Genomic DNA, 24,401 nt, shown 5'->3' with positions numbered 1-24,401 from the left:
TTCCTTTTGTATTTGGTGGTTTGGACTTCCAGGATCCACCATCGACATCCTTCTAAATTTGGCTATGCTAACCTTATTTTTCCAAGATATGTCGGTTATTTTCCTAGGCTGACACTCGCAAGCGGGAATTGTTTCCCTTGGTAAAAATAAGGAATACGCATGTTCCAACAACGCAAAACGCTTGGGCTAGTAGGTATCGGAGTGACTTTGAGTTGTGCACTGGTTGCCTGCGGTGCTTCTGAAGAAGTAGAAAACTCAAACGTCCAAGCATCCGTCAATGTCGAAGGTCATACGCAGTATCCAATCAGCATTGAAAACTGCGGAGAGTCTATCACCATCGACGAGGCGCCCAGCCGAGTCGTTTCCTTGGACCAAGGCTCCACAGAAATCCTGCTGTCCTTGGGGCTACAAGATAAAATCGTTGGAACCGCCTCCTGGACGGATCCGATCCTTCCCGAGCTTGAGCAGGCAAATAAGAACGTGCCGCGCCTTTCCGATAACGCACCAAGCTATGAGGTCGTCCTCGATACTGACCCGGACTTCATCACCGCCTCCTTTGGGCGCCACTTCAAAAAAGAAGGCGGCGTTGCCCCTCGCGAGCGTTTTGAAGAAACCGGCATCCCCACCTACCTTTCACCAACCGACTGCGATAACGGCGAGAGCATCAACGCCGGCGGTACGCGCAGCTCTGCGCTGACCCCTGAGATGATCTACGAAGAGATCACTCAGTTGGCAGAAATTTTCGACGTCCAAAGCCGCGGCGAAGAACTCATCGATTCGTTCAAGCAGCGCGTAGAAAAGGCCACCAAAGATCTGCCCGATGCCGATGGACAGAGCGTTGCCTTCTGGTTTGCCGATACCAAGACCCCCTATATGGCCGGCGGCCAAAGCGAACCCCAGATGCTGGCGAACATGACCGGTCTGAGCAACGTCTACGCCCAAGACAAAGAAGACTGGCCAGCAGTGACCTGGGAGGACGTAGCCGATAAGCAGCCAGACATCCTGGTGCTTGGCGATCTTGAACGCGATCGCTTCCCCGGGGACCGTTTGAAAGACAAAAAGGAGTTCCTGGCCAAGGATCCGCTGACCAAGAACATGAAGGCAGTCAAGGAAGAGCGCTACATCGCACTGCACGGTGCAGAGCTGAACCCATCCATCCGCTTTGTTGATGGCTTGGAAAAGATTGCTGAATACTTGCGCGAACACGATCAGCGCTAAGGCGAATTGTGAACGCTGCACCCCATCGCTTTCGCCACATTCTCGGTGTTGGAGCGCTCACGCTGCTTGCCTGCGTCCTCATCGCCGCCTCCCTGCTCGGGGCCACCGTGTTAGGGCCTGCGGCGGTCAGTGCCGTGAACGTGCGTGATGTGCTGGCCAACCACCTGCTCGGTGCCGATATCCCGGTTCGGAATATCAAAGATGCCATCGTCTGGGAAGAACGCCTCCCGCGCGCCATCCTCGCCGCCTTATGCGGCGCAGGCTTGGGCCTGTGCGGTGTGATTATGCAGTCGCTGCTGCGAAACCCACTGGCAGATCCCTATATCCTGGGTGTTTCCTCTGGTGCCTCCACCGGAGCCGTGGTGGTGGGCATCTTCGGCCTTGGAGCATCACGCTTAAGCCTTTCTTCCGGTGCCTTCGTCGGCTCGCTCATCGCCTTCGGCCTAGTGCTGCTGCTGGCTCGGTTTTGTGGTGGGACAACGGAAAAAGTGCTGCTTGCCGGCATCGCTGCAACCCAGCTCTTCTCCGCGCTGACTTCGCTGCTGGTATTTGCCTTCGCAGATTCCGATGAGGCTCGCGGCGTGATGTTCTGGCTTCTCGGCTCCCTTGAAGGCATCCGCTGGTTCGATGTTCGCATCGCCGCCGTGGTGGTCGTATTGGGCACGCTGCTCTGCCTGTACTTTGCGCGCGTGCTCGACGCCTTCGCCTTTGGCGATACCATCGCATCCACCCTGGGCATTAACGTGACCAGGATCCGGCTGCTCCTACTCGGGCTGTGCGCACTTATCACCGCCACCTTGGTATCAATCACCGGAGCTATCGGCTTCTTAGGCTTGGTGCTGCCGCACGTAGCAAGGCTATTGCTGGGCACCGCTCAACACCTCAAGGTCATCCCCGTCACCATCGTCGTCGGTGCGGTGTTCATGGTGTGGGTGGATGTCTTCTCCCGCCTCGCGTTTGCCCCAACCCCATTGCCAGCCGGTGTGGGCACCGCTCTCGTGGGCGTACCGGTGTTCGTCTTCTTAATGGCAAGGAGGCGAGCATGAGCCTGCAAGCACACGAAGTGAGCTGGAAGCGCGGCAACAACCTAGTAGTCAACGGTGTGTCGCTTACACCAGAGCCCAACACCACCGTGGGTCTGCTCGGCCCCAATGGCTCAGGCAAATCCTCCTTCCTGCGCCTCCTGCACGGCGAGGTGCGTCCCACCGAAGGCAGGGTGCTATTAAACCAACGCGATTTGCACAGCATTGGGCGCAAAGAACGAGCCAAGCACATCGCGGTGGTAAGCCAGCATGTGGGCACTGAGCTGAACATGTCGGTGCGCGAGGTAGTGGCCTTAGGGCGTATCCCATTTCGTTCCCTCATCGCTGCAGAGCAGCGCGCAGATCAAGCAGCCATCGAGGCCGCCATGGAAAGAACTGGGGTCACGCACTTACAGGATCGTTCCTGGCATCAGCTTTCCGGTGGCGAGCAACAGCGTGTTCACATTGCGCGCGCCTTGGCTCAAGAGCCCAAAGAGCTGCTTCTCGACGAACCCACCAACCACCTCGATATCCAACACCAGCTGGAAATCCTCCGCCTAGTTCGCTCCCTTGATGCCACCTGCGTGGTGGCCTTGCATGATCTCAATCTCGCCGCGATGTTCTGCGATAGCCTCATGTTGCTCAAAGACGGCAAAGTGGCAGTAGCGGGCGCCACGGAAGAGGTGTTGCACCCAGAGACCATCCAAGAGATCTTCGGGGTTCGGGCAAAGATCAACCGCGACCCAAACAATGGGCGCATGCATATCGCCTACGAGTGCTAAAACAAATAACCCCCCGGCTAGCGCCTTTTTAAAGCTGTAGCCGGGGGTTAGGTTTAATCCGAGCGATCCGCCAAGGTGGGCCTGATTGGGCGGGCGAGTTGCGTCATCAAATTCCTACCGCGTAGCTCCACCGACTTCATCAGCGTCCAGCGGGCCTGCTCCGCCTCATTGGCGCTTTCGAGGGTGGAGGCGTTGGTGAGCACGCGCCCAGGGGTGTCCTTGGCAATCTCGGTGAGGCGCGCGGCGGTGTTCACAGCATCGCCGATCACGGTGTACTCGAAGCGGTCATGCCCGCCAATGTGCCCTGCCACCACGTGGCCTGAAGCCACGCCGATGCCCGCCTGCAAGCGTAATCCCTGCAGCTCCTGGCGCAGCTCGCGGGCGGCGGTGAGCGCGTGGCTCGTAGAATCTGTCAAAGAAATTGGGGCGCCAAAAACCGCGAGAGCGGCGTCGCCCTGGAACTTGTTGATGATGCCCTTATTGCGGTGCACGACCTCAACAACGTGCTCGAAGAAGCGATTGAGCTCCTCGACTACTTCCTCGGGATCATGATTCACGGCGAAGGTGGTGGAACCCACCACGTCCACGAACACCACGGCCACCTCGCGGTCCTCGCCACCCAGGGTGGGGCGTTCCTCCAGGGCACGGCGGGCGACCTCGATGCCTACATAACGACCGAAAATATCGCGCACGCGCTGACGCTCCTGCAGGCCACGCATCATCTCGTTGAAACCTGCTTGGAGCACGCCGATCTCCGAGCCGTCATAAATGTCTACCTGCACGTCAGACTCGCCGCGACGCACGCGATTGATGGCGGCCTGCAGTTCGCGAATGGGATCCACCACCGACATGATGGCCAGCGTGGTGCCAATGAAACCGGTGATAAGGCCAGTGATCGCCAGTGCGATCACGGCAGGGGCGATGTTGTTGGCGTTTTCGGCGAAAAGCCCCATGGCCTCACCCAGGGCCATAAGAGCAATGCCCAAAATCGGCGCCGCAGAGGTGAGCAACCAGGTCAGGCCGAGGCGTTGATTGATCGGTGGCTCCAGGGTGGAATCCTCAAAACGCCTCGCCAACGCAATGGCCGCCACGGGCCGCACAAGGCGCTCAGCAAAAAGATAAGTGATCACCGTGATCGCACTACCAGCCAAGGTGGTGGCAACCGCGATCACGATGGAAAGGCGCGTCGAGGTTTGAGCTGCAGCGACGCTCACAATGACGATGCCAAGCAGCCACACCGCCAAACACAATGCCGACTGCAGAAAAGGAATGCGCATCACCAGGTGGCGCACCATGTTGGGATCGTGACGCTCCGGGTGGCGCTGCCAATCGATCACAGGCCGAAAGAGAATAAACGTGGCAATGGCCCCCACCACCACCGCGAAGATCACATAGGCAACGCCAATGGCGGGAAGATACGGGGCGTCGGCGGGGAAGTCAGCGAGTTCCGGCATTGGCACCAGGTACTTCAAGAACAGCATGACGCCCGCTGCGGCAAGCAGATTCGTGCCCAGCACCGCCGTGGCGTACAAAGGCCACGAGGTACTGAACAGCCACTTGAATGCTCGCCACAATCTGGTCATAGCAATAACTCTAACCGGCAGTGCAATCTTGTGGTGACATAGCGGTTAGGGTGGATTCCGTGACTAGCAATGACGTGTTCACCCAAATGGGTGTGAGCGAACTAATCGCACCACAGTTGCGCAACGCCGCACGCGCAGCCCGCGCGGGAGATACCGGAAGCGCGATGACGCACGCCTGGCTTTTTAGCGGCCCTCCCGGCTCCGGACGTTCCGTGGCGGCGGTGGCATTCGCCGCAGCACTCGAATGCTCCAACCCCGAAGTGGTGGGCTGCGGGCAGTGCGAACAATGCCGAGCAGTGCGCAACGGCACGCATGGCGATGTAGTCCACATCGTGCCCCAGGAACTTTCCATCGCCGTGGCCACCATGCGCCGAGACGTGATCGAACCAGCCGCCACCCGGCCCACCGTGGCCTCCTGGCGCGTGGTGATTTTGGATAATGCCGATCGGCTTACCGATGGAGCCGCGAACGCCCTGTTGAAAACTGTGGAGGAACCGCCCAAGCACACCGTCATTTTGCTATGCGCGCCTTCGACTGACCCCCAAGACGTGATGCCCACGCTCGTCTCACGCAGCCGCCATGTATATGTGCCACAACCAAACACCAAAGAAGTGGCGCGGCTTTTAATGCAAAGCGACGACGTGAGCGAAGAAATTGCCACCTTGGCCGCCGCATCGACCAGTAATCACGTCGGCCGTGCCAGACGATTGGTGCGAGACCCCGATATGCAGCGCAGCCGTGCGCGCACACTCACCCTTGCCGAGGACGTATTCAGGGGCGATAAAGCCTTCCGCAATGTCACCGCCATGGTCAAAGAAATCACCAAAGTAGCAGAGCAAGGCCTGGCTGAGGCATCCGAGGCAGAAGTAGAAAAATTGCGCACCGCTTTGGGCATGGGCGCTAGTGGCCGTGGCGCACAAAAGGCATTGCGTGGCAGCGCCGGGCAGATCCGAGAATTGGAAGATAAGCACAAAAAGCGCAGAACGCGTGCGGTGCGTGATGCTCTGGATCTGGCCCTAGTAGACCTCGCAGGGCTGTATCGCGATGCGCTGATCAAGGCCGTGGACTCCAACGTTGAGCTCATGCACCCAGATTTCCAGCAGCTCTCCGAGGGGCTGTGCCAAAGAGTGAGCCCACAGGGGCTCAGCGCCTGCATCGAGGCCATTATGAAAGCCCGTGAACACCTGGGAATGAACGTGCGGCCAGAGACAGCTTTAGATGCGATGGTTGGGCGTATCAGGCTTGCATGCGGTGTAAGTGAGTAGCAATTTTCTTGCTGCCAGCACCGTGATGTAAAGTGCCAACAGGATCATTTGATCCAAGGCCGCCTTAGCTCAGTCGGTAGAGCATCTCACTCGTAATGAGAAGGTCGCGAGTTCGATTCTCGCAGGCGGCTCCACACAATATTCAACCTCCACGTTCCACCGCAGGAACGTGGAGTTTCTTTTTCCCACCTCGTGCATTTGCCTGCCTGTAGGCTGATCAGACGAACTCAAGATCTGATGCCCGAGGGGGACGTTGTGACCTTATCGCCAGCAAGCCTATCGGCTGCGCTTGCTGTTCTGGGCAATCCCGAGCAGGCGGTTCCTGCAGAGACGGTGTGGGCACAAACGTCGGTGTTCTATCCGCGGTGGTGGTGCAAGCGCTGGCCGCAACATCTAGCACTGCCTGAGTTTCTTAAAAGACCCGACCCGCTTCTTTAGGTTTCTAGAAAAGACTCTTCGAGCTCGCCGGTGGCATTGAGACTGAAGCCGACGCGCTGCGCTTTTATGTGGCTGTCTGCTCTTGGGGTGCTGGAACGTATGCGCAGCAGATCGCCCGCAGCATGAAAACCTCCGGTGCAGCCCGATGCGCCCATTGATTTTGGATAAGCGAGTGGCGCAGGCCATTGGTTGGAGGAAAACTGCTGATTGGTCCACCGGCGAGTACAGCGCCTATCTCGACCTCGTCGAGGCGTTACATCGACAGTGGCGTCCGGATCTTCCTACCGACGTGATTGAGTACACCCTTGGTCCAAGGCCCTGCGGCTGCGCTGCCACCAAGCATGTAAGCGGCGCTCTTTTTCTGCGCAGGCACCGGCGTATGTATTAACAACAATTTTGTTGTTATGGCTAGCATCGGGGTATGTCTGCTAAAGATTCGCTCATCTACCTGGTGGCTCCGGCTGGGCACCCTAACTTTGGCGACGAATACATCGTGGCCTCCTGGCTGCGCACCTTGGCCGAGCTGCGCCCTGATGCGCGTGTGATTCTCGATTGCCATTCACCCGGCAGGGCCTCCTTGCTGCACCACAACCACCACCCCGATCTCATTGTGACCAACACATTGTGGGATCTCGCCGGCCACGCCTACCACGCCACGGCCGATCACTTCGGCCTCGATCCGGCCCAACCCGAGGGCTTCCACGCCGAGGCCTATGAGTATCTTGCACACACGGCGGTGCAATTGCTTTTCGACGCAGGCCCGCACCCCGAACACGTCACCGGCACCAATATCGCCCGCACCGCCGATGTGGTGCACATCCTTGGTGGTGGCTGGCTCAATGATTTCTGGCCGAAAAATGTTGCGGTGTGCGCCATGGCCTCCCAGGCTGGTGCCGAGCATGCCCGTCGTTTTGCCACAGGCCAAGGCGTAGTGCCCCTTGAGCAGGCTCGAGCGGTACTGGTTGATTCCCTCCAACGCTGCGACGTGGTGGATGTTAGAGATGCAGCATCCCGCGACCTGCTCCAAGCAGCAGGCCTGCAACCGAGCATGAGCGGTGATGATGCCTGGCTGGGTATCAACAGCCCGGAGCATAGCGAGGGCGTTTTTGGTCCTGGCGCAGACGATGCCCGCGAGCGTCCCTTTGTGCTGTGCGCCCAAGCAGACCTCCTGCGCAGCAACGCTGCCGATGCCGCAGCCTGGATCCACCAGGGCCTGCAGCACTATGGCGTGTGCGGAGAAGAATTAAGCATTATCGAGTGCATCCCCGGTATCGATGGCCAGATCTGGCGCGAGCTGCATCAGCGCTGGCCAGAGCGCTACCAGGGTTTCCGCTTCGTGGCCTTTGATGAGCTCTGGGCCTTCGGGGTGCCAGTCACAAGCGAGCAAACCTGGCTCAGCACCCGCTATCACCCACACATGATTGCCGCCGCTGCCGGTGCCAAGGGCGTTGCTCTAGAGATGCACAGGCAGGACTATTACGCGGTCAAACACGAGGCGGTGCAGGCGGCTGGTTCTTCCTGGCCGATGGCGCACTTGAGCGCTACGCAACAGGATCCTTGGCCACAACCGGGTAAGGGGATCGACCCGGATCAAGTGCAGCAGTGCCGGGATGCCAAGTGGCAACTTGCGCAGCGCTGCTATCCGCCGGAGCCGGAGGAGCACATAGATGAGCCTGAACAGGCACCCGAGCCACCACATGCTTCCCGTCGGCTTGGGCGCCTGGTGGCTCGTGTGCGCGGTGATGAACGCTAGAAAGCGTTAGCCCACGGCAGCCAGCGATGCCGGAGCACCCTCGACGTCTGTGTGCGTGATCGAGTCATCGCTGAGGTTTACCTGGTAGAGAGTATTGCTCTTCGGGTCGCTTACCCACACCAGGGTATCCTCGCCGTTTTCGCCTGCAGCGATGCCAGGTGCCACGCCGCCATGACCTTTGGGTTTGGTCCAGGCGCCCATCACCGGAATGCTGCGTTGCTCTACGGCCTGATCATCCAAAATGTGCAACACGCCCTCGGTATCAAGGTAGGCAAAGCCGCCTTCGGGCAAGCTAATGCGATTGCCAAAAGCCGCTGGGGTGGGCACCACTTTTGCCTGGTGTTCGCGGATCAGCAGCAGCGACTCCTCGCCCCAATCGCCAAGGGCCGCGCTGGCATCGTGATTAAAAGTAATCGCACCCACGCGCTCACCGGAGGCATCGGGCGCGGGGATCATCGTCGGCTTGCCATCTTGGATCTCCAACACTCCATCACTGCATCCAAAGATGGCGTTATTGGCGTGCACATCCTCGCCGTGCATCTCTGAGCAGTCGAAAGTCCCGATCGTCTCACCATCGGCGTCGAGCAACGTGATGGTATCGGCCAGGCGTGCGCCCTTCTGGGATACCAACATCTGATCATTGGCCAAAGGCACAACAACCCCGTGGTGGGCTTCTTTGGCCTTGATGCGTTGTGCTGCATCAAGCTGGCCATGTTCAAGTTTTTCTGCGTCCAACACACGCCCTTCGGCGTCATCGTCGAAGAAGATGGCGCTGGTGCCAGCGTTCGCATTGCTTACAACATGAATGGGCTTTGCCCCTTCCAGTGCTTGCTGCGCCTTGGAGGGCTCGGTGGTGTAGTAGTGGGAGTGATCACCGTGGGGCACGCTCCAACTGCCCGCATCGATGATCTCCACCGCGTTGTTCTTGGTCAGTACCGCTGCAATATGGCGATGATCGCCAAGGGTGCTCAAGGTGGGCCGTGCCGGTAGATCGAATGAGGCGAGCTGCTGCAGATTGCCATCGAAGATCGTGATGCCATCCTCGGTAGCCACGGCTACCCTGGCCTGGGGTGCATCTTGTTCTTGAGCCTGCTCGCTACTGCTCTGTGCACCTGGCTGCTCGCTGCTGCTCGTCGTGCTTGCCTGCTCGCTGCTGCCGGGACTGCAGGCCGCCAGTGGGAGGGCGATGCTGCTCAGCGCTGCCATGAATAATGTCAAAGTCTTATTGGAAAACATACCCACCAAATGTAATGGTGATGTTTTTCAGTAGCAAGGCCTCGCCCACACCTGAGGGGCATTAACCACCTTGGAGTGCACGCAACAAATAATCCCCATACCCAGACTTCTGCATCGCCTTGGCCTGCGCTTCAAGCTGGGCATCACTAATAAATCCCTCACGCCAGGCAGCCACTTCTGGTGAACCAATTACCCCGCCGGTGCGCTTTTGCAACACCTCCACATAGGCTGCCGCCTCGCTCATGGAATCAATGGTGCCGGTATCAAGCCACACATCACCGCGCTGGAGACAGTGTACATTGAGCTTCCCGCGGCGCAAATACTCCTCATTCACTGAGGTGATCTCGAGTTCTCCGCGCGCAGAGGGTCGAATGTGTGCGGCAATATCAACCACGGAATTGTCATAGAAATACAACCCCACCACAGCAAAATTGGAGCGCGGTTGCTCGGGCTTTTCTTCAATCGAAGTAGCGCTGCCGTGCTCATCAAATGCCACCACGCCATAGCGCGAAGGATCCGACACCTCGTAAGCAAACACGGTGCCACCTTCGGGTTCGCGGCATCGCTTTAGCGCATCGCCAAGGCCGTGGCCGTCAAAGATGTTGTCGCCTAGCACCAGGGCGACTGAATCTGAGCCGATGAAATCCCGGCCGATGATGAATGCCTGAGCAAGACCTTCTGGTCGCGGCTGCACTGCGTATTCCAGCGTGACGCCAAATTGAGCACCGCCACCAAGCAGGCGTTGGAACGCGGGCTGATCCTCTGGGGTGGTGATGACCAGGATTTCCTGAATACCTGCTTCAATCAAGGTGCTCAATGGGTAGTAGATCATTGGCTTGTCGTACACGGGCATGAGCTGCTTGGAAATGCCAAGGGTAATCGGATGCAAGCGTGTCCCGGAACCGCCGGCGAGGATGATCCCTTTCACTGTGCCCCAGCCTCCTTCGATGGTCGTACCTCGACAGTCCTCACGTATTCAGCCAACGCCGGGCGCCAGTCGCGCGGCACAAATCCACTGGCTTCAATTTTTGCCAAGTTCAATGCGGAGTGTGTGGGACGAGGAGCGTGAGGTTGCGTGCCAAAATATTCTTCGCTGCTCACAGGCTCTACGTCTTTCGCGGAGCGTCCGCACAGTCGATACACTTCGCGGGCGATATCTGCCCAGCACACGACCTCACCGCTATTGCTGAGGTTGTACACGCCCCACGGCGCTTGCTCTTGGAGGAGATGCACGATGCCAAAGGCGAGGTCGTCGGCGAATGTTAGGCGTCCGAACTGGTCGTTAACCACCTTCGGATGAATGTCGCGTTTGGCCAAGGAGCACATGGTGGCGACGAAATTATTGCCATTCCCAACGACCCAACTACTGCGCACAATATAGTTTCGTCTTGCTCCCATTGCTGCGAGTTCGCCCGCAGCCTTCGATTGTCCATAGACACTCAACGGGCTGAGCATTTCTGATTCATCGTGGCATTGATTGGAGCCGTCAAAAACATATTCGCTGGATACCTGCACCAAGGTGATCTCATGCTCATTTGCTACAGCAGCTAAGCGTTGCACAGCGGTTGCATTCACAGCCCAGCTTGTGGCTCGATCATCCTCGGCCTGATCCACTGCGGTGTAAGCGGCGGCATTGATGATCACCCCCACCTGCGACCAATCCATCTCCGGCAGCGGCTTGCGCATATCCCAATCGCTGCGTGTCCACGTAAGTGCATTGGGCAGGACTGCTTGGAGCGCTTGCCCGAGCTGACCATCAGCGCCGATGATCAGCGTTTGCTTTTGGGGGACAGGGGTGGCGTCGAAAAGCTGGGGGTGTTCACGATCCTTCTGCGACCATTCGGTGATGGGCAGGGGCCAATCGATGCCCAAGGTTGGGTCGGCGAGATTGACAAAGCTGTAGTTGGCATCGGCAGACCAATGGCCATTCACCAGGTAGGTGTAGACGGTGTCCTGCGCCAGCGCCTGAAAACCGTTGGCTACCCCGCGGGGTACGAATATTGCGCGTTCCGGCCCGATTTCGCACGTCAAGACTTCACCGTATGTGGCTGAGCCTTCGCGGATATCACACCACGCTCCAAATACGCGACCGTTTGCAACGGAGACGAGCTTGTCCCAGGGCTCGGCATGCAAACCGCGCGTAACCCCAGGTGAGGCATTAAAAGAGATATTTTGCTGAATCGGCTCAAATTCCCGCAGCGCGCGGGCGCCTGCCACTGCACTTGATCCGTCTGCCGCGACGGGGTGAAGTTCGCGGAATTTCGCTCGCTGCCACTGTTCCTTGAACCATCCGCGATTGTCTCCGTGCACCGTGAGGTCGAGGATGAACAGCCCCTCGATCGCGGTGGCATGAGCTGCCAGCGGTGTGCCGAAAGTTTTCATCTATTGCCCGCTTTCCGCGTACTTGGCTTCAACTGCCTGCTTCTGTGGCAGCCACCAGTTTTGGTGCTCCCGATACCACTCGATGGTCTGTGCCAAGCCCTCGCGCATGCCGTTTTGATCGGTAAAGCGGGGTTGCCATCCCAGTTCACGGCGCAGTTTGCTTGAATCCATGGCGTAGCGCAGGTCGTGTCCGGGCCGGTCAGCAACGTGTTCGAAATCGTTTGCATCACGGCCCATCAGCTCGTTGATTATTCGGATCACCTGCAAGTTGTTCACATGATCATTGTCTGCGCCAATGATGTACGTTTCCCCCACACGTCCGCGCTCCAGGATAGCGAGCACGGCGTCGTTGTGATCATCTACATGAATCCAGTCCCGCACATGTTCGCCGCTGCCGTAAAGTTTGGGGGAGAGCCCAGCGAGCACATTGGTGATTTGCCGAGGAATGAACTTCTCAATGTGCTGATAAGGCCCATAATTGTTCGAGCAGTTCGAGATGGTCACGGGAACGCCAAAGGATCGGCACCACGCCCGCACCAGCATGTCCGAACTGGCCTTTGTCGCCGAATAGGGCGAGGACGGCTGGTATGGCGTGTCCTCCCGGAAACGCTGCGGATCATCCAAGGCTAAGTCGCCAAAAACCTCGTCCGTTGAAATGTGGTGGAAACGGGTATCGTGCCGCCTGCACGCCTCCAAAAGCTGAAACGTCCCCTCCACATTCGCGCGCAGAAATGGTGAAGGATCCTTCAAGGAATTGTCATTGTGCGTCTCGGCCGCAAAGTGCACCACAACATCGTGGCTTGGTACTAGCTTTTCGACGATCCCAGCGTCACAAATATCGCCCTGCACAAAATCAATGTTCAGCCCCGCAAGATTGGCGCGATTGCCTGCGTATGTGAGTTTGTCCAGCACAGTGATGCGGTAGCGCCCGGTATCGAGCGCGCGGCGCACAAAGTTAGCGCCGATAAAGCCGGCACCACCGGTGACAAGCATCCTGGTTTCAAGCATGTTTTGAGCGTACCTGAAGGGATCTGAGTCGCCGCTGGAATGTTGTAGATAAAGGCGAAGGGCACGCGAGTCATTTTCGGGGGGGGTGAAGAAAACTCGCGTGCCCTTCTGGGATGGCGGGGGCAGTGCCTCTCGGGGGGGGGTGTTGGTTGGCACCGCCTGCGCACACCACCCTGGTTAATTAGATACCAAATCCGCGGGCGATTGTCGACCAAGAATCGCGCAGATCCTGCTGCCAATAGCCCCAAGAGTGCGTCCCAGCAGGGCGGAAGTTGTAATCAGCCGGAATACCGAGTGTGTCCATCTTCACTTTGAAAGCGTGGGTGCAGGCGTTGGTGGAGGCTTCAATCGCGCCACCTTCAATGCCCAACGTGGCGCTTGCGGAAGCAAGCTGCGCCGGCTTGACGCCGTTTTCCAGAAGATACTGGGGTGAATCGAACTCGCCCATGATTCCGGAGCCGTTGGAAACATAGACCGGCGTGTTGCGAAGACCCTCGGCATTGATGAGGGCATCGTTGAAGCGGTTGTATTCGCCGCCCATCGGTCCCCACATTTGCTCTGGCTCGTTACCGCCGCGATTGACGGTGAGGCGCACGAAATTGTAGGTGACGGGATCAGAGGTGGATGCACATCCTGAGAAGGAAGCGACGGAATCGTAGAACCCGGGATTGTGCTCAGCCATGAGCAGAGCCGAGGTGGCAGACATTGACATGCCAGCGATAGCGCGCTGGTTATTCGCGCCGAGTGTTTGTTCAAGGGGGCCAGGCAGCTCCTTGGTGAGGAACGTTTCCCAGCTTTGCTTGCCTCCAATGCTCGGCGCGTCCTCCACCCAGTCGGTGTAATAGGAAAATGCCCCCGACATGGGGATCACGACGTTAATGTCTTTATCCGCATAGAAGTCCAGGACGTCGGTGCGCAGCACCCAGTTCACCGGGCCTTCACCGCCGTCTGCGCCGTTGAGCAGATAGAGGGTCGGACGGTTCGGGGAAGAAGCCTTCAAAACCACGAGTGGGACATCGCGGTTCATGGAAGGCGAGTGGGCCCACATCTCAACTTGCCGTTTGCCATCGAGCTTGTCGCGCCAGAGTGGAGCCAAATTCGGAGTCTCACCGGTGTGGACGCTAGCCAGAGGAGTTTCACCAGCAACCTGAGCTGGGTTGATCTCGGATGCGTGGGTTGGCGTGGCAACGCCAAGGCTGAGGGCGAGCGCCGAACCTGCGGCGAACAAGCTGCGATGAAGCTTCATTGACATATCTCTCTTGCAAGATTGAGGGAATATTACGGAACTGTAACGGAGAGTGTATCTCATTCGATAGCCCGCGTCACTGCCCAATTTCTCTCAGCACTGTTCCACATGCCTTCGTGACCTTGAAGAAAAATCTGGAAAGATTCCGTATCCTTAGAGTTTGTGACTAATCATTATGACGTAGTAGTTCTCGGCGCTGGCCCCGGTGGCTATGTCGCCGCCATTCGTGCAGCACAACTGGGCAAGAAGGTCGCTGTTGTTGAGAAGCAATATTGGGGCGGTGTCTGTCTCAATGTCGGTTGCATCCCCTCCAAGGCTCTGTTGAAGAACGCCGAAGTGGCACACATCTTCAACCATGAGGCGAAGACCTTCGGTATCTCAGGCGACGTGTCCTTCGATTACCCAACCGCTCACAAGCGTTCCCGCAAGGTCTCTGCGGGCATTGTCAAGGGCGTGCATTACCTAATGAAAAAGAACAAGATCACTGAAATTGATGGTCTAGGTTCTTTCAAGGATGCAAACACCATCGAGGTCAGCGAAGGCAAGGACGCTGGAACGACCATCACCTTCGACAACTGCATTATCGCCACCGGCTCCGTGGTTCGTTCTCTGCCGGGCGTTGAACTTGGTGGCAACGTGCTGTCCTATGAGGAGCAGATCCTCAAGGAAGAAGCACCGAAGTCCATGGTGATCGTTGGCGCTGGCGCCATCGGCATGGAGTTCGCGTATGTACTCGCCAACTATGGTGTTGACGTCACCATCGTCGAGTTCATGGATCGCGTGCTTCCCAATGAGGATGCCGACGTGTCCAAGGAGATCGCCAAGCAGTACAAGAAGCTCGGCGTGAAGCTGCTCACCGGCCACAAGACCACCGCCGTGCGTGACAACGGCGACAGCGTCGAAGTTGACGTGGAATCCAAGGACGGATCCAAGTCCGAGACGCTCAAGGCCGAGCGAGTGATGATCTCCATCGGCTTTGCACCTCGCGTTGAAGGGTACGGCCTGGAGAACACTGGTGTGAAGCTCACCGAGCGCGGCGCGATCGACATCGACGAGCGTATGCGCACCTCCGTCGACCACATTTACGCCATCGGCGACGTCACCGCGAAGCTACAGCTCGCTCACGTGGCTGAAGCTCAGGGCGTCGTGGCGGCAGAAACCATTGCTGGTGCAGAAACCGAAGAGCTTGGCGACTACATGATGATGCCGCGCGCCACCTTCTGCAACCCGCAGGTCGCTTCCTTCGGCTACACCGAAGAAGCCGCGAAAGAGAAGTTCTCCGACCGCGAGATCAAGGTGGCCTCCTTCCCCTTCACCGCGAACGGCAAGGCTGCAGGCCTCGCTGAAACGGCCGGCTTTGTCAAGATCGTTGCCGACGCCGAATATGGCGAGCTGCTTGGCGCACACATGGTTGGCGCCAACGTCTCCGAACTGCTTCCCGAGCTCACTCTGGCACAGCGTTTCGACCTCACCTGCGAGGAAATCGGGCGCAACGTTCACACGCACCCGACGCTGTCGGAGGCGATGAAGGAAGCGGCAGAGGGAATCATGGGGCACATGATTAACCTTTAGTGAAACCGCAGGTCAGCGCCCTGTAAATCCTCGGAACTGCCGGAAATCCCGCAAATATCCCGCAAAACTGCGGCATGGGATTTCCGGTTTCGCCGTCTCTATCCCAGCGGAATCGTTAAAAGGCAGCGGCTCCCCGCCGAAACAGTTAGCGTTTTTCAAAACCTAGCTTTAACTCCAGATCCTTCGACGCGCTGAGTGCCTCGGTTTCTTGGCCGTCGATGTAATGGGCGTAAATCCGGGCGGTAACGGCAGAGTTCGCATGCCCCAATAAGCGTGAAACCGCAGGCAGTGGCACGCCCGACCCCAACATATGGGAGGCATAGAAGTGCCGTAGCGCATGAAATGTGAGCGTTTCAGAAAGTCCCGCGCGTTTGCGGGTGGCAGCCATGGCGTTTGCGATCACGGCTCCGCTGACCCCGGTGCCGCTACGTGTTCTCAATAGTGGCGTTTCCCCATTTGGTTGGCGTCGGATGACGTCGCTAAGCACCTCCGGGACGGGCACTGACCTGTAAGATGCGGGAGTTTTGAGCGGCGAATATTCTCCCACTGTTTTGGTGCATTGACGCTCGATGCGCAGCCCCTCGGATCCATAGTCGCCTCGCTGTAGTCCGGCCGCTTCGGAGGCACGCAAACCGCAGGTGGTGGCAACGTGAATCGCCAGTGCGAGCCAGTGGTGTTCGGGACGGGTGGCGTCGACAAGCAATTGCAATTCTTCGATGCTTGGAATCGATTTGACCTGGTGCGTTCCCGGATCGCTGAAGCGCATTGATTGCATTGGATTGCGCCCAAGTGTTCCGAGTTCGACGGCGTGATCGAGCGTGCGGCTCAGATAATTCATCAGATGGCTAACCGTGCGCGGTGCCAGCGTCCGTCCACCCGCCCACGGCCGCCCAAAGAGAAGTTGCGCGTGCCAGTCTCGGATGTCGGTTGGAGTGAGCTTTTCGACGTCCACCGCTGCCAACCAGTTCAGATTTTTGAGGAAGTGCTGCCTAGCATTGTGGGTGTTGCTGCGCTCTGACGTCCCCGCCCACAGTCTCGCCAGGTCACCTACGCGGGACGCATCCCGCACATTCACCCAATTTCCGCTCTTCACAAGCTCCTGTTGAGTATGTACCCAATGCTTCGCCGCGTTCTCATCGCGAAAACTTTTCGCGTGCTCTTTCCCTTTAGCATCGCGAAAACGTCCAATCCAACGCGTGTCTCCGCGCGCGGTGAAGCGGCGCTGAACAGCCATGATTCCTCCCCCGAGTGAATATTTTCTTCCGGGCTCAAGGGTAGAGGGGTGTGGCTATGTTCGCCTGCCGTGTCCCGCCGAACGCTTTTCTTGCCGCATCTGTTGTTGGAGTTCGAGCAGTTCGGGGTCGTCTCGAACGAGGGCGACCAGTTGGCAGTCTTGGGGGCCGTTGGCGCCTGGAACGCACAGTGAGCAGGGTTCGCCAAAGCGGATGGGGCATTTGGGTTCTGGGCGTGCCATGTGTTCGATGGTACGCCCGGCGCCGCCGAGTCTGCGGCGCGCATCGGGTGGTTTAGTAGGGCGCGATGGAGGAACTGTGGGGATTGATGTTGATAGGGCGGTTGACCGGTGGGAATGCGCGTTGGGCGCAGTCTTTGCGCAGGCATACGCGGCATCCGGCGCCGATGGGTACGGTGTGGTTGAGGTCGAGTCCGGTGGCGTACACCGTGCGTGAGGCGTGCTGGATTTGGCAGCCGAGTGCGATGGAGAAGAGTTTGCTGGTGTCGCCGAAGTGTCCGACGTCGTGTCGGACGGTGCGGGCAATCCAGAGGTAGGTTCTTCCGTCGGGCATTTGTGCTACTTGTCGCACGATTTGTCCGGGTGAGCCGAAGGCTTCGTAGACGTTCCAGAGGGGGCAGGTGCCTCCTGCATGGGTGAAGTGGAATCCGGTGGCTGATTGGCGCTTGGAGATGTTGCCCGCGCGGTCTGCGCGGATGAAGGTGAAGGGGATACCTCGGAGGTTTTCGCGTTGAAGTGTGGATAGGCGGTGGCAGACTGTTTCGTAGCCCACGCCGAACATGGTGGAGAGATATTCGATGTCGTATCCGCAGCGTTCGGCCTGGGCGTGAAAGAGGCCGTAGGGCATGATGAGAGCGGCCGCGAAGTAGGAGGCAAGGCCTTTTCGGGCCAGTTGTTCGGCTTCTGCGGTGCTGAAGCTAGTTTCGTGCACGAGTTCTTGAATGGTGCTTCCCGCTTCGAGGAATCCGAGTTCGGTGGCCATGCGGAATGCGATTTGTCCTGCGTCGAGGACGGGGGAGAGTGCAATGATGCGCCGGTGTGGGTCAAAGTCGTGCAGCGCTCCGTCCAACTCTCCTATTTCGACTGTGACGCCGTGTTTTTGTAGCTGTTCTGTGAGGCGGTCGCCTGTGCCGCGGATGTCGAAAATTTGGATGCTGAGTTCGTCGGCAAGCTGCTCAGCGTGTCGGTCCAGTGCGTCGAGGTAGTTTTGTCGCGCGTAGAAGAAGTCCCGCACTTCGTCGTGGGGCATGGACAGTGCTTCGGATACCGCGCTCGTTTCATCGAGTGAGCCAGCGAAGCGGGCATCGGTGGCGACGCTCAATTTGTCGCGCACGTTGCGGTAGCGGCGATGCATGGCGACCATGAGCCTGGCGATCTCCGGGTGGTGTTCTACCATTTCGCCGAGGTGTTCGAGTTGGATGGGGGTGGGGCAGATTTCGCGGTCGAGGGTGACGTCTTGAATTTCGGCGACGAGCCTGGAGTTGTCGTCTCTGGAAAAGAAGGTTCGATCGACGCCGAATGTCTCGGTGATTCGGTCGAGCACACTCATGGTGAGTGGGCGAACGTCGTGCTCGATTTGATTGACATAGCTGGCCGATAGCCCGAGTGATTGGGCAAGTGATGCTTGGCTTAAGTCTCTCTCGCGCCGTAATTGGCGAAGCCGCGAGCCGACGAACGTCTTTGTCATAGATCACACTTTATGCCAGCGGCAAAGCATTGCAAAGTTTTGCATTGCTGAATTTCGCAAAGTCTCCGGGACATGTTCACATCTCAGTCAATCCTTTGGTTGAGTCCTTATGGGTGTAGGTATTAAGCATGGAATAATCAGTGCTTAATACTCCCGGATTTCCAAGCTTTTCGACGCCCCCGCACACTCAAAGAGAATGTGCCGGTCGTGCCATATTTTGCCCTTGTGTCAGCAGTGGCCAATAGCTAAGGCAAACCTAACCTGCAGGCAGAGAGCTCTTTTCGGGCCGTTGTGAGGTGAGTCACCCAGGGAGTTCTAAGTGGTCTAGGGTGACTCCAGCGTTCTAAAGTGAATACGACACTGGAGGTGCCATGACTGTACAAAATATCGACCGTGAGGCAGTTGCTCACGGCAAAATCACAGAAAAGCCGCTGCGTGAGCGGCCGAAGTTCCCAACGTGGGCACTCAAGCTCACTATGGCCGTCACCGGCCTGATCTTCGCGTTGTTCGTTGCCTTCCATATGGCCGGCAACCTGAAGATCTTCTTGCCGTTCTATGACGACGGCACGCACCCAATCGACGTCTACGGCGAGTGGCTGCGCAACATGTTCTACCCGCTGTTCCCCCACGAGGCTTTCCTCTGGATCTTCCGCATTGTACTGCTCGCCTGCCTGGCGCTGCACATCTACGGCGCATTCGCGCTGACCGGGCGTTCCCACAAGTCCCGTGGCAAGTTCCGCCGCAGCAACCTCATGGGCGGTATGAACAGCTTCACCACCTCGACCATGCTGGTCACCGGTGTGGTGCTGCTTGCGTTCATCGTGTTCCACATCCTCGACCTCACCGCAGGTGTGGCACCGGCTGCCTCGGATCAGTTCGCACACGGCGAGATCTACGCCAACATGATTGCAAGCTTCTCGCGCTGGCCCGTCACCATCTTCTACATCATCGCCATGGTGACGCTGTTCCTGCACCTGACGCACGGCATCTGGCTCGCTACCAGCGACCTCGGTATCACCGGTCGCCGTTGGCGCGCGGTCATGCTCTTCATCGCATACCTGCTCCCCGCAGTGGTGATGATTGGCAACATTGCCATTCCTCTATCCATCGCTTTGGGCTGGATCGGCTAAGGACGTAAAGGTTTTTCAACTATGAGCAATCAAATGCAAACCACAGCTCGCCCTGAGTTCAACCAGCCAGCATCGGTCGTACCGGGAGTCCGCCCGGGTAGCATCCTCGACTCGGCTGAGCCCAAGGGCGTTCCCACCAAGGAAATGTGGGAATACCACAAGAATCACATGAACCTGGTGTCCCCGCTGAACCGCCGCAAGTTCCGCGTGCTGGTCGTCGGCACCGGTCTCTCCGGTGGCGCTGCCGCTGCGGCGCTCGGTGAGCTTGGCTACGACGTCAAGGTATTCACCTACCACGATGCTCCGCGTCGTGCGCACTCCATTGCTGCTCAGGGTGGCGTGAACTCCGCACGCGGCAAGAAGGTCGATAACGACGGTGCGTACCGCCACGTCAAGGACACCGTGAAGGGCGGCGACTACCGCTGCCGTGAGTCTGACTGCTGGCGCCTGGCCGTTGAGTCCGTTCGCGTGATTGACCACATGAACGCCATCGGTGCTCCCTTCGCCCGCGAATACGGCGGCACCCTCGCCACCCGCTCCTTCGGCGGTGTGCAGGTCTCTCGTACCTACTACACCCGTGGACAGACGGGTCAGCAGCTCCAGCTCTCCACTGCATCCTCGCTGCAACGCCAGATCCACCAGGGCTCCGTTGAAATCTTCACCCACAATGAGATGGTCGATTTGATCGTCACCGGTGAAGGTGACAATAAGCGCTGCCAAGGCTTGGTCATGCGCAACCTGATCAATGGTGAGCTCACTGCCCACACCGGCCACGCCGTAATCCTGGCTACCGGTGGCTACGGCAACGTGTACCACATGTCCACGCTGGCCAAGAACTCCAACGCGGGCGCCATGATGCGTGCTTACGAGCAGGGCGCATACATCGCTTCGCCTTCCTTCATTCAGTTCCACCCAACCGGCCTGCCGGTGAACTCCGAATGGCAGTCGAAGACGATCCTGATGTCCGAGTCCCTGCGTAACGACGGCCGCGTTTGGTCTCCCATTAAGGAGAAGGACGATCGCGACCCCAACACCATCCCCGAAGATGAGCGGGACTACTTCCTCGAGCGTCGCTACCCCGCATTCGGCAACCTAGTGCCCCGCGACGTCGCATCCCGTGCGATCTCCCAGCAGATCAACAAGGGCCTCGGTGTTGGACCGCTGCATAACGCCGCATACTTGGACTTCCGTGACGCCATCGAGCGCCTCGGCCAAGACACCATCCGCGAGCGCTACTCCAACCTCTTCCAGATGTACGAAGAGGCTATCGGCGAGGATCCCTACACCTCCCCGATGCGTATTGCTCCTACCTGCCACTTCACAATGGGTGGTCTGTGGACGGACTTCGACGAGATGACCTCCATCCCCGGCTTGTTCGCAGCCGGCGAGTGCTCCTGGACCTACCACGGCGCAAACCGCCTCGGCGCTAACTCGCTGCTTTCGGCTTCCGTCGACGGTTGGTTCACCCTGCCGTTCACCATTCCTCACTACCTGGCAAATCACCTCGGTGAGGAGCGCCTGTCGGAGAGCGCACCTGAGGTCACCGCTGCCTTGCAGCGTGCACAAGCTCGCATTGACCGCTTGATGAACGTTCATGGCACCGATCCTCACGGCCCCGAGTACTACCACCGCCAGCTCGGCGAGATCCTGTACTTCTCCTGTGGCGTGGCTCGTAACGTTGAAGATCTCAAGGCAGGCATTGAGAAGATCCGTGCTCTGCGCCGCGAGTTCTGGTCCAACGTCCGCGTGACCGGTAAGCAGGAAGAAATGAACCAGGTGCTCGAGTACGCACAGCGCGTGGCCGACTACATCGACCTGGGTGAGCTCATGTGCGTCGATGCGCTCGACCGCGACGAGTCCTGCGGTGCTCACTTCCGCGACGATCACCTCTCGCCTGAGGGTGAAGCAGAGCGCGATGACGACAACTGGTGCTTCGTATCCGCATGGGAGCCGGGCGCTGCAGAGGGCGAATTCATCCGCCACGCTGAGCCGCTCACCTTCGAATCGATCCCGCTGATGACAAGGAACTACAAGTAATGAAACTCCATCTCGAAATCTGGCGCCAAGCCGGACCGTACAGCGAGGGCCACTTCGAATCCGTCGATGTGCCCGATGCGGTTCCGCAGATGTCCATCCTGGAGCTGCTTGACCACGTCAACAGCAACCTCATCGAGCAGGGTAAAGAGCCTTTCGCCTTCGCCTCTGACTGTCGCGAAGGTATCTGTGGCACCTGTGGCCTGCTGGTCAACGGTCGCCCCCACGGCCGCGAGCAAAACCAGCCTGCCTGCCAGCAGCGCCTGCTCAACGTCAAGGATGGCGAAACCCTTAAGATTGAGCCTTTCCGCTCCGCTGCATACCCCGTGATCAAGGACATGGTCGTTGACCGTTCCGCCCTGGATCGCGTGATGCAGCAAGGTGGTTACGTCACGGTGAATGCCGGTACCGCACCGGATGCCGACACCCTGCACATGAATCACCAGAGCGCTGAATTGGCACTGGATCACGCTGCCTGCATCGGCTGTGGTGCTTGTGTTGCTGCCTGCCCGAACGGCGCAGCTCACTTGTTCACCGGCGCGAAGCTGGTACACCTCTCCCTTATGCCCCTGGGCAAGGAAGAGCGTGGCAAGCGTGCCCGCAAGATGGTTGATGAGCTCGAAACCAACTTCGGTCACTGCTCCCTCTACGGTGAATGCGCCGATGTCTGCCCCGCAGGCATCCCGCTGACCGCCGTGGCAGCCGTCAATAAGGAGCGCGCTCGCGCTGCACTGCGTGCCAAGGACGACTAAGTCCTCATAGCCACCTCCAAGCACAGCCCCGCTCACCCCAAGGCGGGGCTGTTTGCTATCAATCGGAGGGTTGATATGCCACAAATGATTGCCCCTATTTGTGGCTAGTGTGAGAAATGTGATGCGGATGAGGTTCGCACCGCATCGCCGGGGGCGACTAAGCTAACACCTACGAGCATGCTCGCCGCAGGGATCTTCTCGCCGGGCATTCAAGCGAAAACGAACGTTTGAAAGAAAGGGCCAACACCACATGTCTGACGCTGTAAAAGCTAAAAACGCCGAAGGCTACCCCGTCTTCGAGGGGCGCATGAACTACATCGATGGCTATGACCCAGTGAGCTACTACGCACCTCACTCCTCCCTGCAGAAGACCTCCACCTGGCTCGGCATGGGGCTTTTGTTGACCGCCCTCGCTGGCCTCGGCACCCTTGTGTTCGGTTTCGGTGCTAAGAGCGTTGGCTCCCAGGAACTGTGGGGCACCTACGCTCTCATCGGCGCTGTGATTGCCGGCGCTTGCATCGTGGGTGGCTTCGGCCTCATCCACTACGGCCGTCGCGATTACCGTAAGTACCGCGCAGAAACCGGCCGCATCAACTAGAAGCTGCAAAAGCGGCACGTTTTCGCCTCACCTGCACCCGGAACCTCCTTAGCGGACCCCGGGTGCTTTTTGCTGCTGAGAGCCGCTGTCTTCTTCGACTCGGGGGTCCAGTGCAATAATGAGCCGCATGCAAGAAACCCCGATCGCTGGCATGGCGGTTCCAGGTCCCTCGCCGGAAGATGAAGCCGCGCGCCGCAAAACGCTTCGTGCGCACAAAACCTTCGCTACCGGCCTACTGGTGGTCGCGGCCGCCATCTTCCTCAGTTGCCAGTGGTATGCCGCAGAAACGGACCCGACGCCCACATGGGTTGGCTTTGTGCGTGCAGCCGCCGAGGCAGGTATGGTCGGCGGATTGGCGGACTGGTTCGCAGTGACCGCCTTGTTCCGCTATCCGCTGGGTCTGAAGATCCCCCACACCGCGATTGTGAAGCGCAAAAAGGATCAGGTTGGGGAGGCCCTAAGCGATTTTGTGGCGGAGAACTTCCTCAACGCCACCCTCATCACGCAGAAGATCCAGGCTGCGAATCTGCCCACTATCATTGCCAATTGGTTGGTCAAGCGGGAAAACGCCGATCGGGTCTCCTTGGAAGTAGGCAAGTTCACCGCCAAGGTGGTGCGGGCACTCAATCCCGAGGACGCGGAGGCTGTGATCAGGCAGGGGATCGTCGAAAAGCTCAAAGAGCCCGCGTGGGGGCCTCCTGCGGGCAAGCTGTTGCAAGACCTCATTGACGGCGGTCAGTTGGAGCCGGTGGTAGACCAGTTGGTTTCGTGGCTTCATCGAAAGGCGTTGACCTCTGAGGCGCTCATTGTGCGCTTACTCGATGAGCGTGCGCCGACGTGGGCGCCAAAGTTCATTAATGAATTGGTCGGCGATCGCGTCTACCGCGAGCTTGTGCAATGGACGGCGGCTGTGGACGGAGATAAGAACCACGAGGCGCGCCAAGCTATTCGACGTTTCCTGCAGCAATTCTCGAATGATCTTCAACATGATCCGAAGATGATTGCCAAGGTCGAGGACATAAAACATGACCTCATGGCCAGTGAGCCGATGCAGAACATCGCCGGTACGTTGTGGGAGAAGGCCTCGGCAAACATCATTGAGGTCGCGGAGGATCCGGATTCCATCTTGCGCGTCAAAGCCCGTGAGCTGGCGTTGCAGTGGGGTCAGCGCCTCCACGACGATGCTGAAGTACGAGAGGCACTCGACCGGCGCATCACGCAGGCGGCAGCGTTCCTGGCGGATAACTACGCCGATGAGGTGACCTCGATCATCGCGGAGACCATCGAGCGCTGGGACGCTGATGAGGCTGCGGACAAAATCGAACTGATGGTAGGCAAGGACCTGCAATACATCAGGCTGAACGGCACCGTCGTTGGCGCGATCGCAGGCCTTGGCATTTACACTGTTTCCTACCTTTTGTTTGGCGTTTAGGAGAATTGTTT

21 protein-coding genes and 1 tRNA gene are annotated in these 24,401 nt (G+C 58.5%); 13 read left to right on the top strand and 9 right to left on the bottom strand.

From position 1 onward, the window contains the following. The first annotated feature begins 159 nt into the window (after positions 1-159). The 3 genes from CGERO_RS09805 to CGERO_RS09795 are packed head-to-tail and all read left to right on the top strand — an operon-like array spanning position 160 to position 3,022. Positions 160-1,218: an ABC transporter substrate-binding protein gene (locus CGERO_RS09805; protein ID WP_123935494.1), complete on the top strand. Its 1,059-nt coding sequence runs from the start codon at positions 160-162 to the stop codon at positions 1,216-1,218. Between the two features lie 8 nt (positions 1,219-1,226). Next, complete coding sequence (locus CGERO_RS09800; protein WP_377017353.1) at positions 1,227-2,264, top strand: FecCD family ABC transporter permease; 1,038 nt, start codon at positions 1,227-1,229, stop codon at positions 2,262-2,264. Further along, positions 2,261-3,022, top strand: a complete 762-nt coding sequence (locus CGERO_RS09795; protein ID WP_123935490.1) for an ABC transporter ATP-binding protein — start codon at positions 2,261-2,263, stop codon at positions 3,020-3,022. The genes CGERO_RS09800 and CGERO_RS09795 overlap by 4 nt, the downstream gene beginning before the upstream one ends. Positions 3,023-3,075: 53 nt before the next feature. Here CGERO_RS09795 and CGERO_RS09790 read toward each other — a convergent pair whose 3' ends face one another. Beyond that, positions 3,076-4,605, bottom strand: coding sequence for an adenylate/guanylate cyclase domain-containing protein (locus CGERO_RS09790; protein WP_123935488.1), 1,530 nt, complete (start codon positions 4,603-4,605; stop codon positions 3,076-3,078). Positions 4,606-4,664: 59 nt separating this feature from the next. On the opposite strand from CGERO_RS09790, the gene CGERO_RS09785 reads away from it, so the two are divergent. The 4 genes from CGERO_RS09785 (at position 4,665) to CGERO_RS09770 (ending at position 8,061) form a co-directional block, all read left to right on the top strand. Next, positions 4,665-5,870, top strand: coding sequence for a DNA polymerase III subunit delta' (locus CGERO_RS09785; RefSeq protein WP_245998825.1), 1,206 nt, complete (start codon positions 4,665-4,667; stop codon positions 5,868-5,870). Between the two features lie 58 nt (positions 5,871-5,928). Then, positions 5,929-6,004: transfer RNA gene (locus CGERO_RS09780), tRNA-Thr, on the top strand. Positions 6,005-6,453: 449 nt separating this feature from the next. Then, complete coding sequence (locus tag CGERO_RS09775; protein ID WP_123935486.1) at positions 6,454-6,696, top strand: 8-oxoguanine DNA glycosylase OGG fold protein; 243 nt, start codon at positions 6,454-6,456, stop codon at positions 6,694-6,696. Positions 6,697-6,729: 33 nt separating this feature from the next. Then, positions 6,730-8,061: a polysaccharide pyruvyl transferase family protein gene (locus tag CGERO_RS09770; protein ID WP_123935484.1), complete on the top strand. Its 1,332-nt coding sequence runs from the start codon at positions 6,730-6,732 to the stop codon at positions 8,059-8,061. 6 nt (positions 8,062-8,067) lie between these two features. On the opposite strand, the gene CGERO_RS09765 is transcribed toward CGERO_RS09770, so the two are convergent. The 5 genes from CGERO_RS09765 to CGERO_RS09745 all read right to left on the bottom strand — a co-directional run bounded on the left by CGERO_RS09765 (position 8,068) and on the right by CGERO_RS09745 (position 13,933). Next, a complete protein-coding gene (locus CGERO_RS09765; protein WP_123935482.1) occupies positions 8,068-9,297 on the bottom strand; it encodes a hypothetical protein in 1,230 nt (409 codons plus the stop codon). A 61-nt stretch (positions 9,298-9,358) separates the two neighbouring features. Next, complete coding sequence (gene rfbA, locus CGERO_RS09760; protein ID WP_123935480.1) at positions 9,359-10,225, bottom strand: glucose-1-phosphate thymidylyltransferase RfbA; 867 nt, start codon at positions 10,223-10,225, stop codon at positions 9,359-9,361. Next, complete coding sequence (locus tag CGERO_RS09755) at positions 10,222-11,679, bottom strand: sugar nucleotide-binding protein (protein ID WP_123935478.1); 1,458 nt, start codon at positions 11,677-11,679, stop codon at positions 10,222-10,224. Before CGERO_RS09755 ends, rfbA begins: the two co-directional genes overlap by 4 nt. Then, complete coding sequence (gene rfbB, locus CGERO_RS09750) at positions 11,680-12,672, bottom strand: dTDP-glucose 4,6-dehydratase (protein ID WP_123936123.1); 993 nt, start codon at positions 12,670-12,672, stop codon at positions 11,680-11,682. A 196-nt stretch (positions 12,673-12,868) separates the two neighbouring features. After that, positions 12,869-13,933, bottom strand: coding sequence for an alpha/beta hydrolase (locus CGERO_RS09745; RefSeq protein WP_123935476.1), 1,065 nt, complete (start codon positions 13,931-13,933; stop codon positions 12,869-12,871). Between the two features lie 162 nt (positions 13,934-14,095). Here CGERO_RS09745 and lpdA point away from each other — a divergent pair, with 162 nt between their 5' ends. Then, positions 14,096-15,505 (top strand): dihydrolipoyl dehydrogenase, encoded by a 1,410-nt coding sequence (gene lpdA, locus CGERO_RS09740; RefSeq protein WP_123935474.1) that lies wholly within the window; start codon positions 14,096-14,098, stop codon positions 15,503-15,505. 145 nt (positions 15,506-15,650) lie between these two features. Here the strand turns inward: lpdA and CGERO_RS09735 are convergent, their stop codons facing one another. The 3 genes from CGERO_RS09735 to ramB are packed head-to-tail and all read right to left on the bottom strand — an operon-like array spanning position 15,651 to position 18,444. Then, the gene (locus CGERO_RS09735; RefSeq protein ID WP_123935472.1) at positions 15,651-16,739 is read right to left on the bottom strand and encodes a tyrosine-type recombinase/integrase; all 1,089 of its coding nucleotides are present in this window, start codon (positions 16,737-16,739) and stop codon (positions 15,651-15,653) included. 54 nt (positions 16,740-16,793) lie between these two features. After that, entirely contained in the window at positions 16,794-16,979 is a 186-nt protein-coding gene (locus CGERO_RS09730) for a DUF6767 domain-containing protein (RefSeq protein WP_123935470.1), read from the bottom strand. Between the two features lie 52 nt (positions 16,980-17,031). Beyond that, the gene (gene ramB / locus CGERO_RS09725) at positions 17,032-18,444 is read right to left on the bottom strand and encodes an acetate metabolism transcriptional regulator RamB (RefSeq protein ID WP_123935468.1); all 1,413 of its coding nucleotides are present in this window, start codon (positions 18,442-18,444) and stop codon (positions 17,032-17,034) included. Between the two features lie 371 nt (positions 18,445-18,815). Here ramB and CGERO_RS09720 point away from each other — a divergent pair, with 371 nt between their 5' ends. The 5 genes from CGERO_RS09720 (at position 18,816) to CGERO_RS09700 (ending at position 24,390) form a co-directional block, all read left to right on the top strand. Continuing rightward, complete coding sequence (locus CGERO_RS09720; protein ID WP_123935466.1) at positions 18,816-19,574, top strand: succinate dehydrogenase cytochrome b subunit; 759 nt, start codon at positions 18,816-18,818, stop codon at positions 19,572-19,574. A 21-nt stretch (positions 19,575-19,595) separates the two neighbouring features. Continuing rightward, positions 19,596-21,611, top strand: a complete 2,016-nt coding sequence (locus CGERO_RS09715) for a fumarate reductase/succinate dehydrogenase flavoprotein subunit (RefSeq protein ID WP_123935464.1) — start codon at positions 19,596-19,598, stop codon at positions 21,609-21,611. Next, positions 21,611-22,360 (top strand): succinate dehydrogenase/fumarate reductase iron-sulfur subunit, encoded by a 750-nt coding sequence (locus CGERO_RS09710; protein WP_123935462.1) that lies wholly within the window; start codon positions 21,611-21,613, stop codon positions 22,358-22,360. Before CGERO_RS09715 ends, CGERO_RS09710 begins: the two co-directional genes overlap by 1 nt. Before the next feature lie 250 nt (positions 22,361-22,610). Next, the gene (locus tag CGERO_RS09705) at positions 22,611-22,958 is read left to right on the top strand and encodes a hypothetical protein (protein WP_123935460.1); all 348 of its coding nucleotides are present in this window, start codon (positions 22,611-22,613) and stop codon (positions 22,956-22,958) included. 127 nt (positions 22,959-23,085) lie between these two features. Continuing rightward, complete coding sequence (locus CGERO_RS09700; protein WP_123935458.1) at positions 23,086-24,390, top strand: DUF445 domain-containing protein; 1,305 nt, start codon at positions 23,086-23,088, stop codon at positions 24,388-24,390. Positions 24,391-24,401: the final 11 nt, after the last annotated feature.

Origin of the sequence: Corynebacterium gerontici (assembly GCF_003813985.1) — a bacterium.
GTDB lineage: Bacteria > Actinomycetota > Actinomycetes > Mycobacteriales > Mycobacteriaceae > Corynebacterium > Corynebacterium gerontici.
Note: the sequence above shows the minus strand (reverse complement) of the source record. Positions and strands in the feature narration are given on the sequence as shown.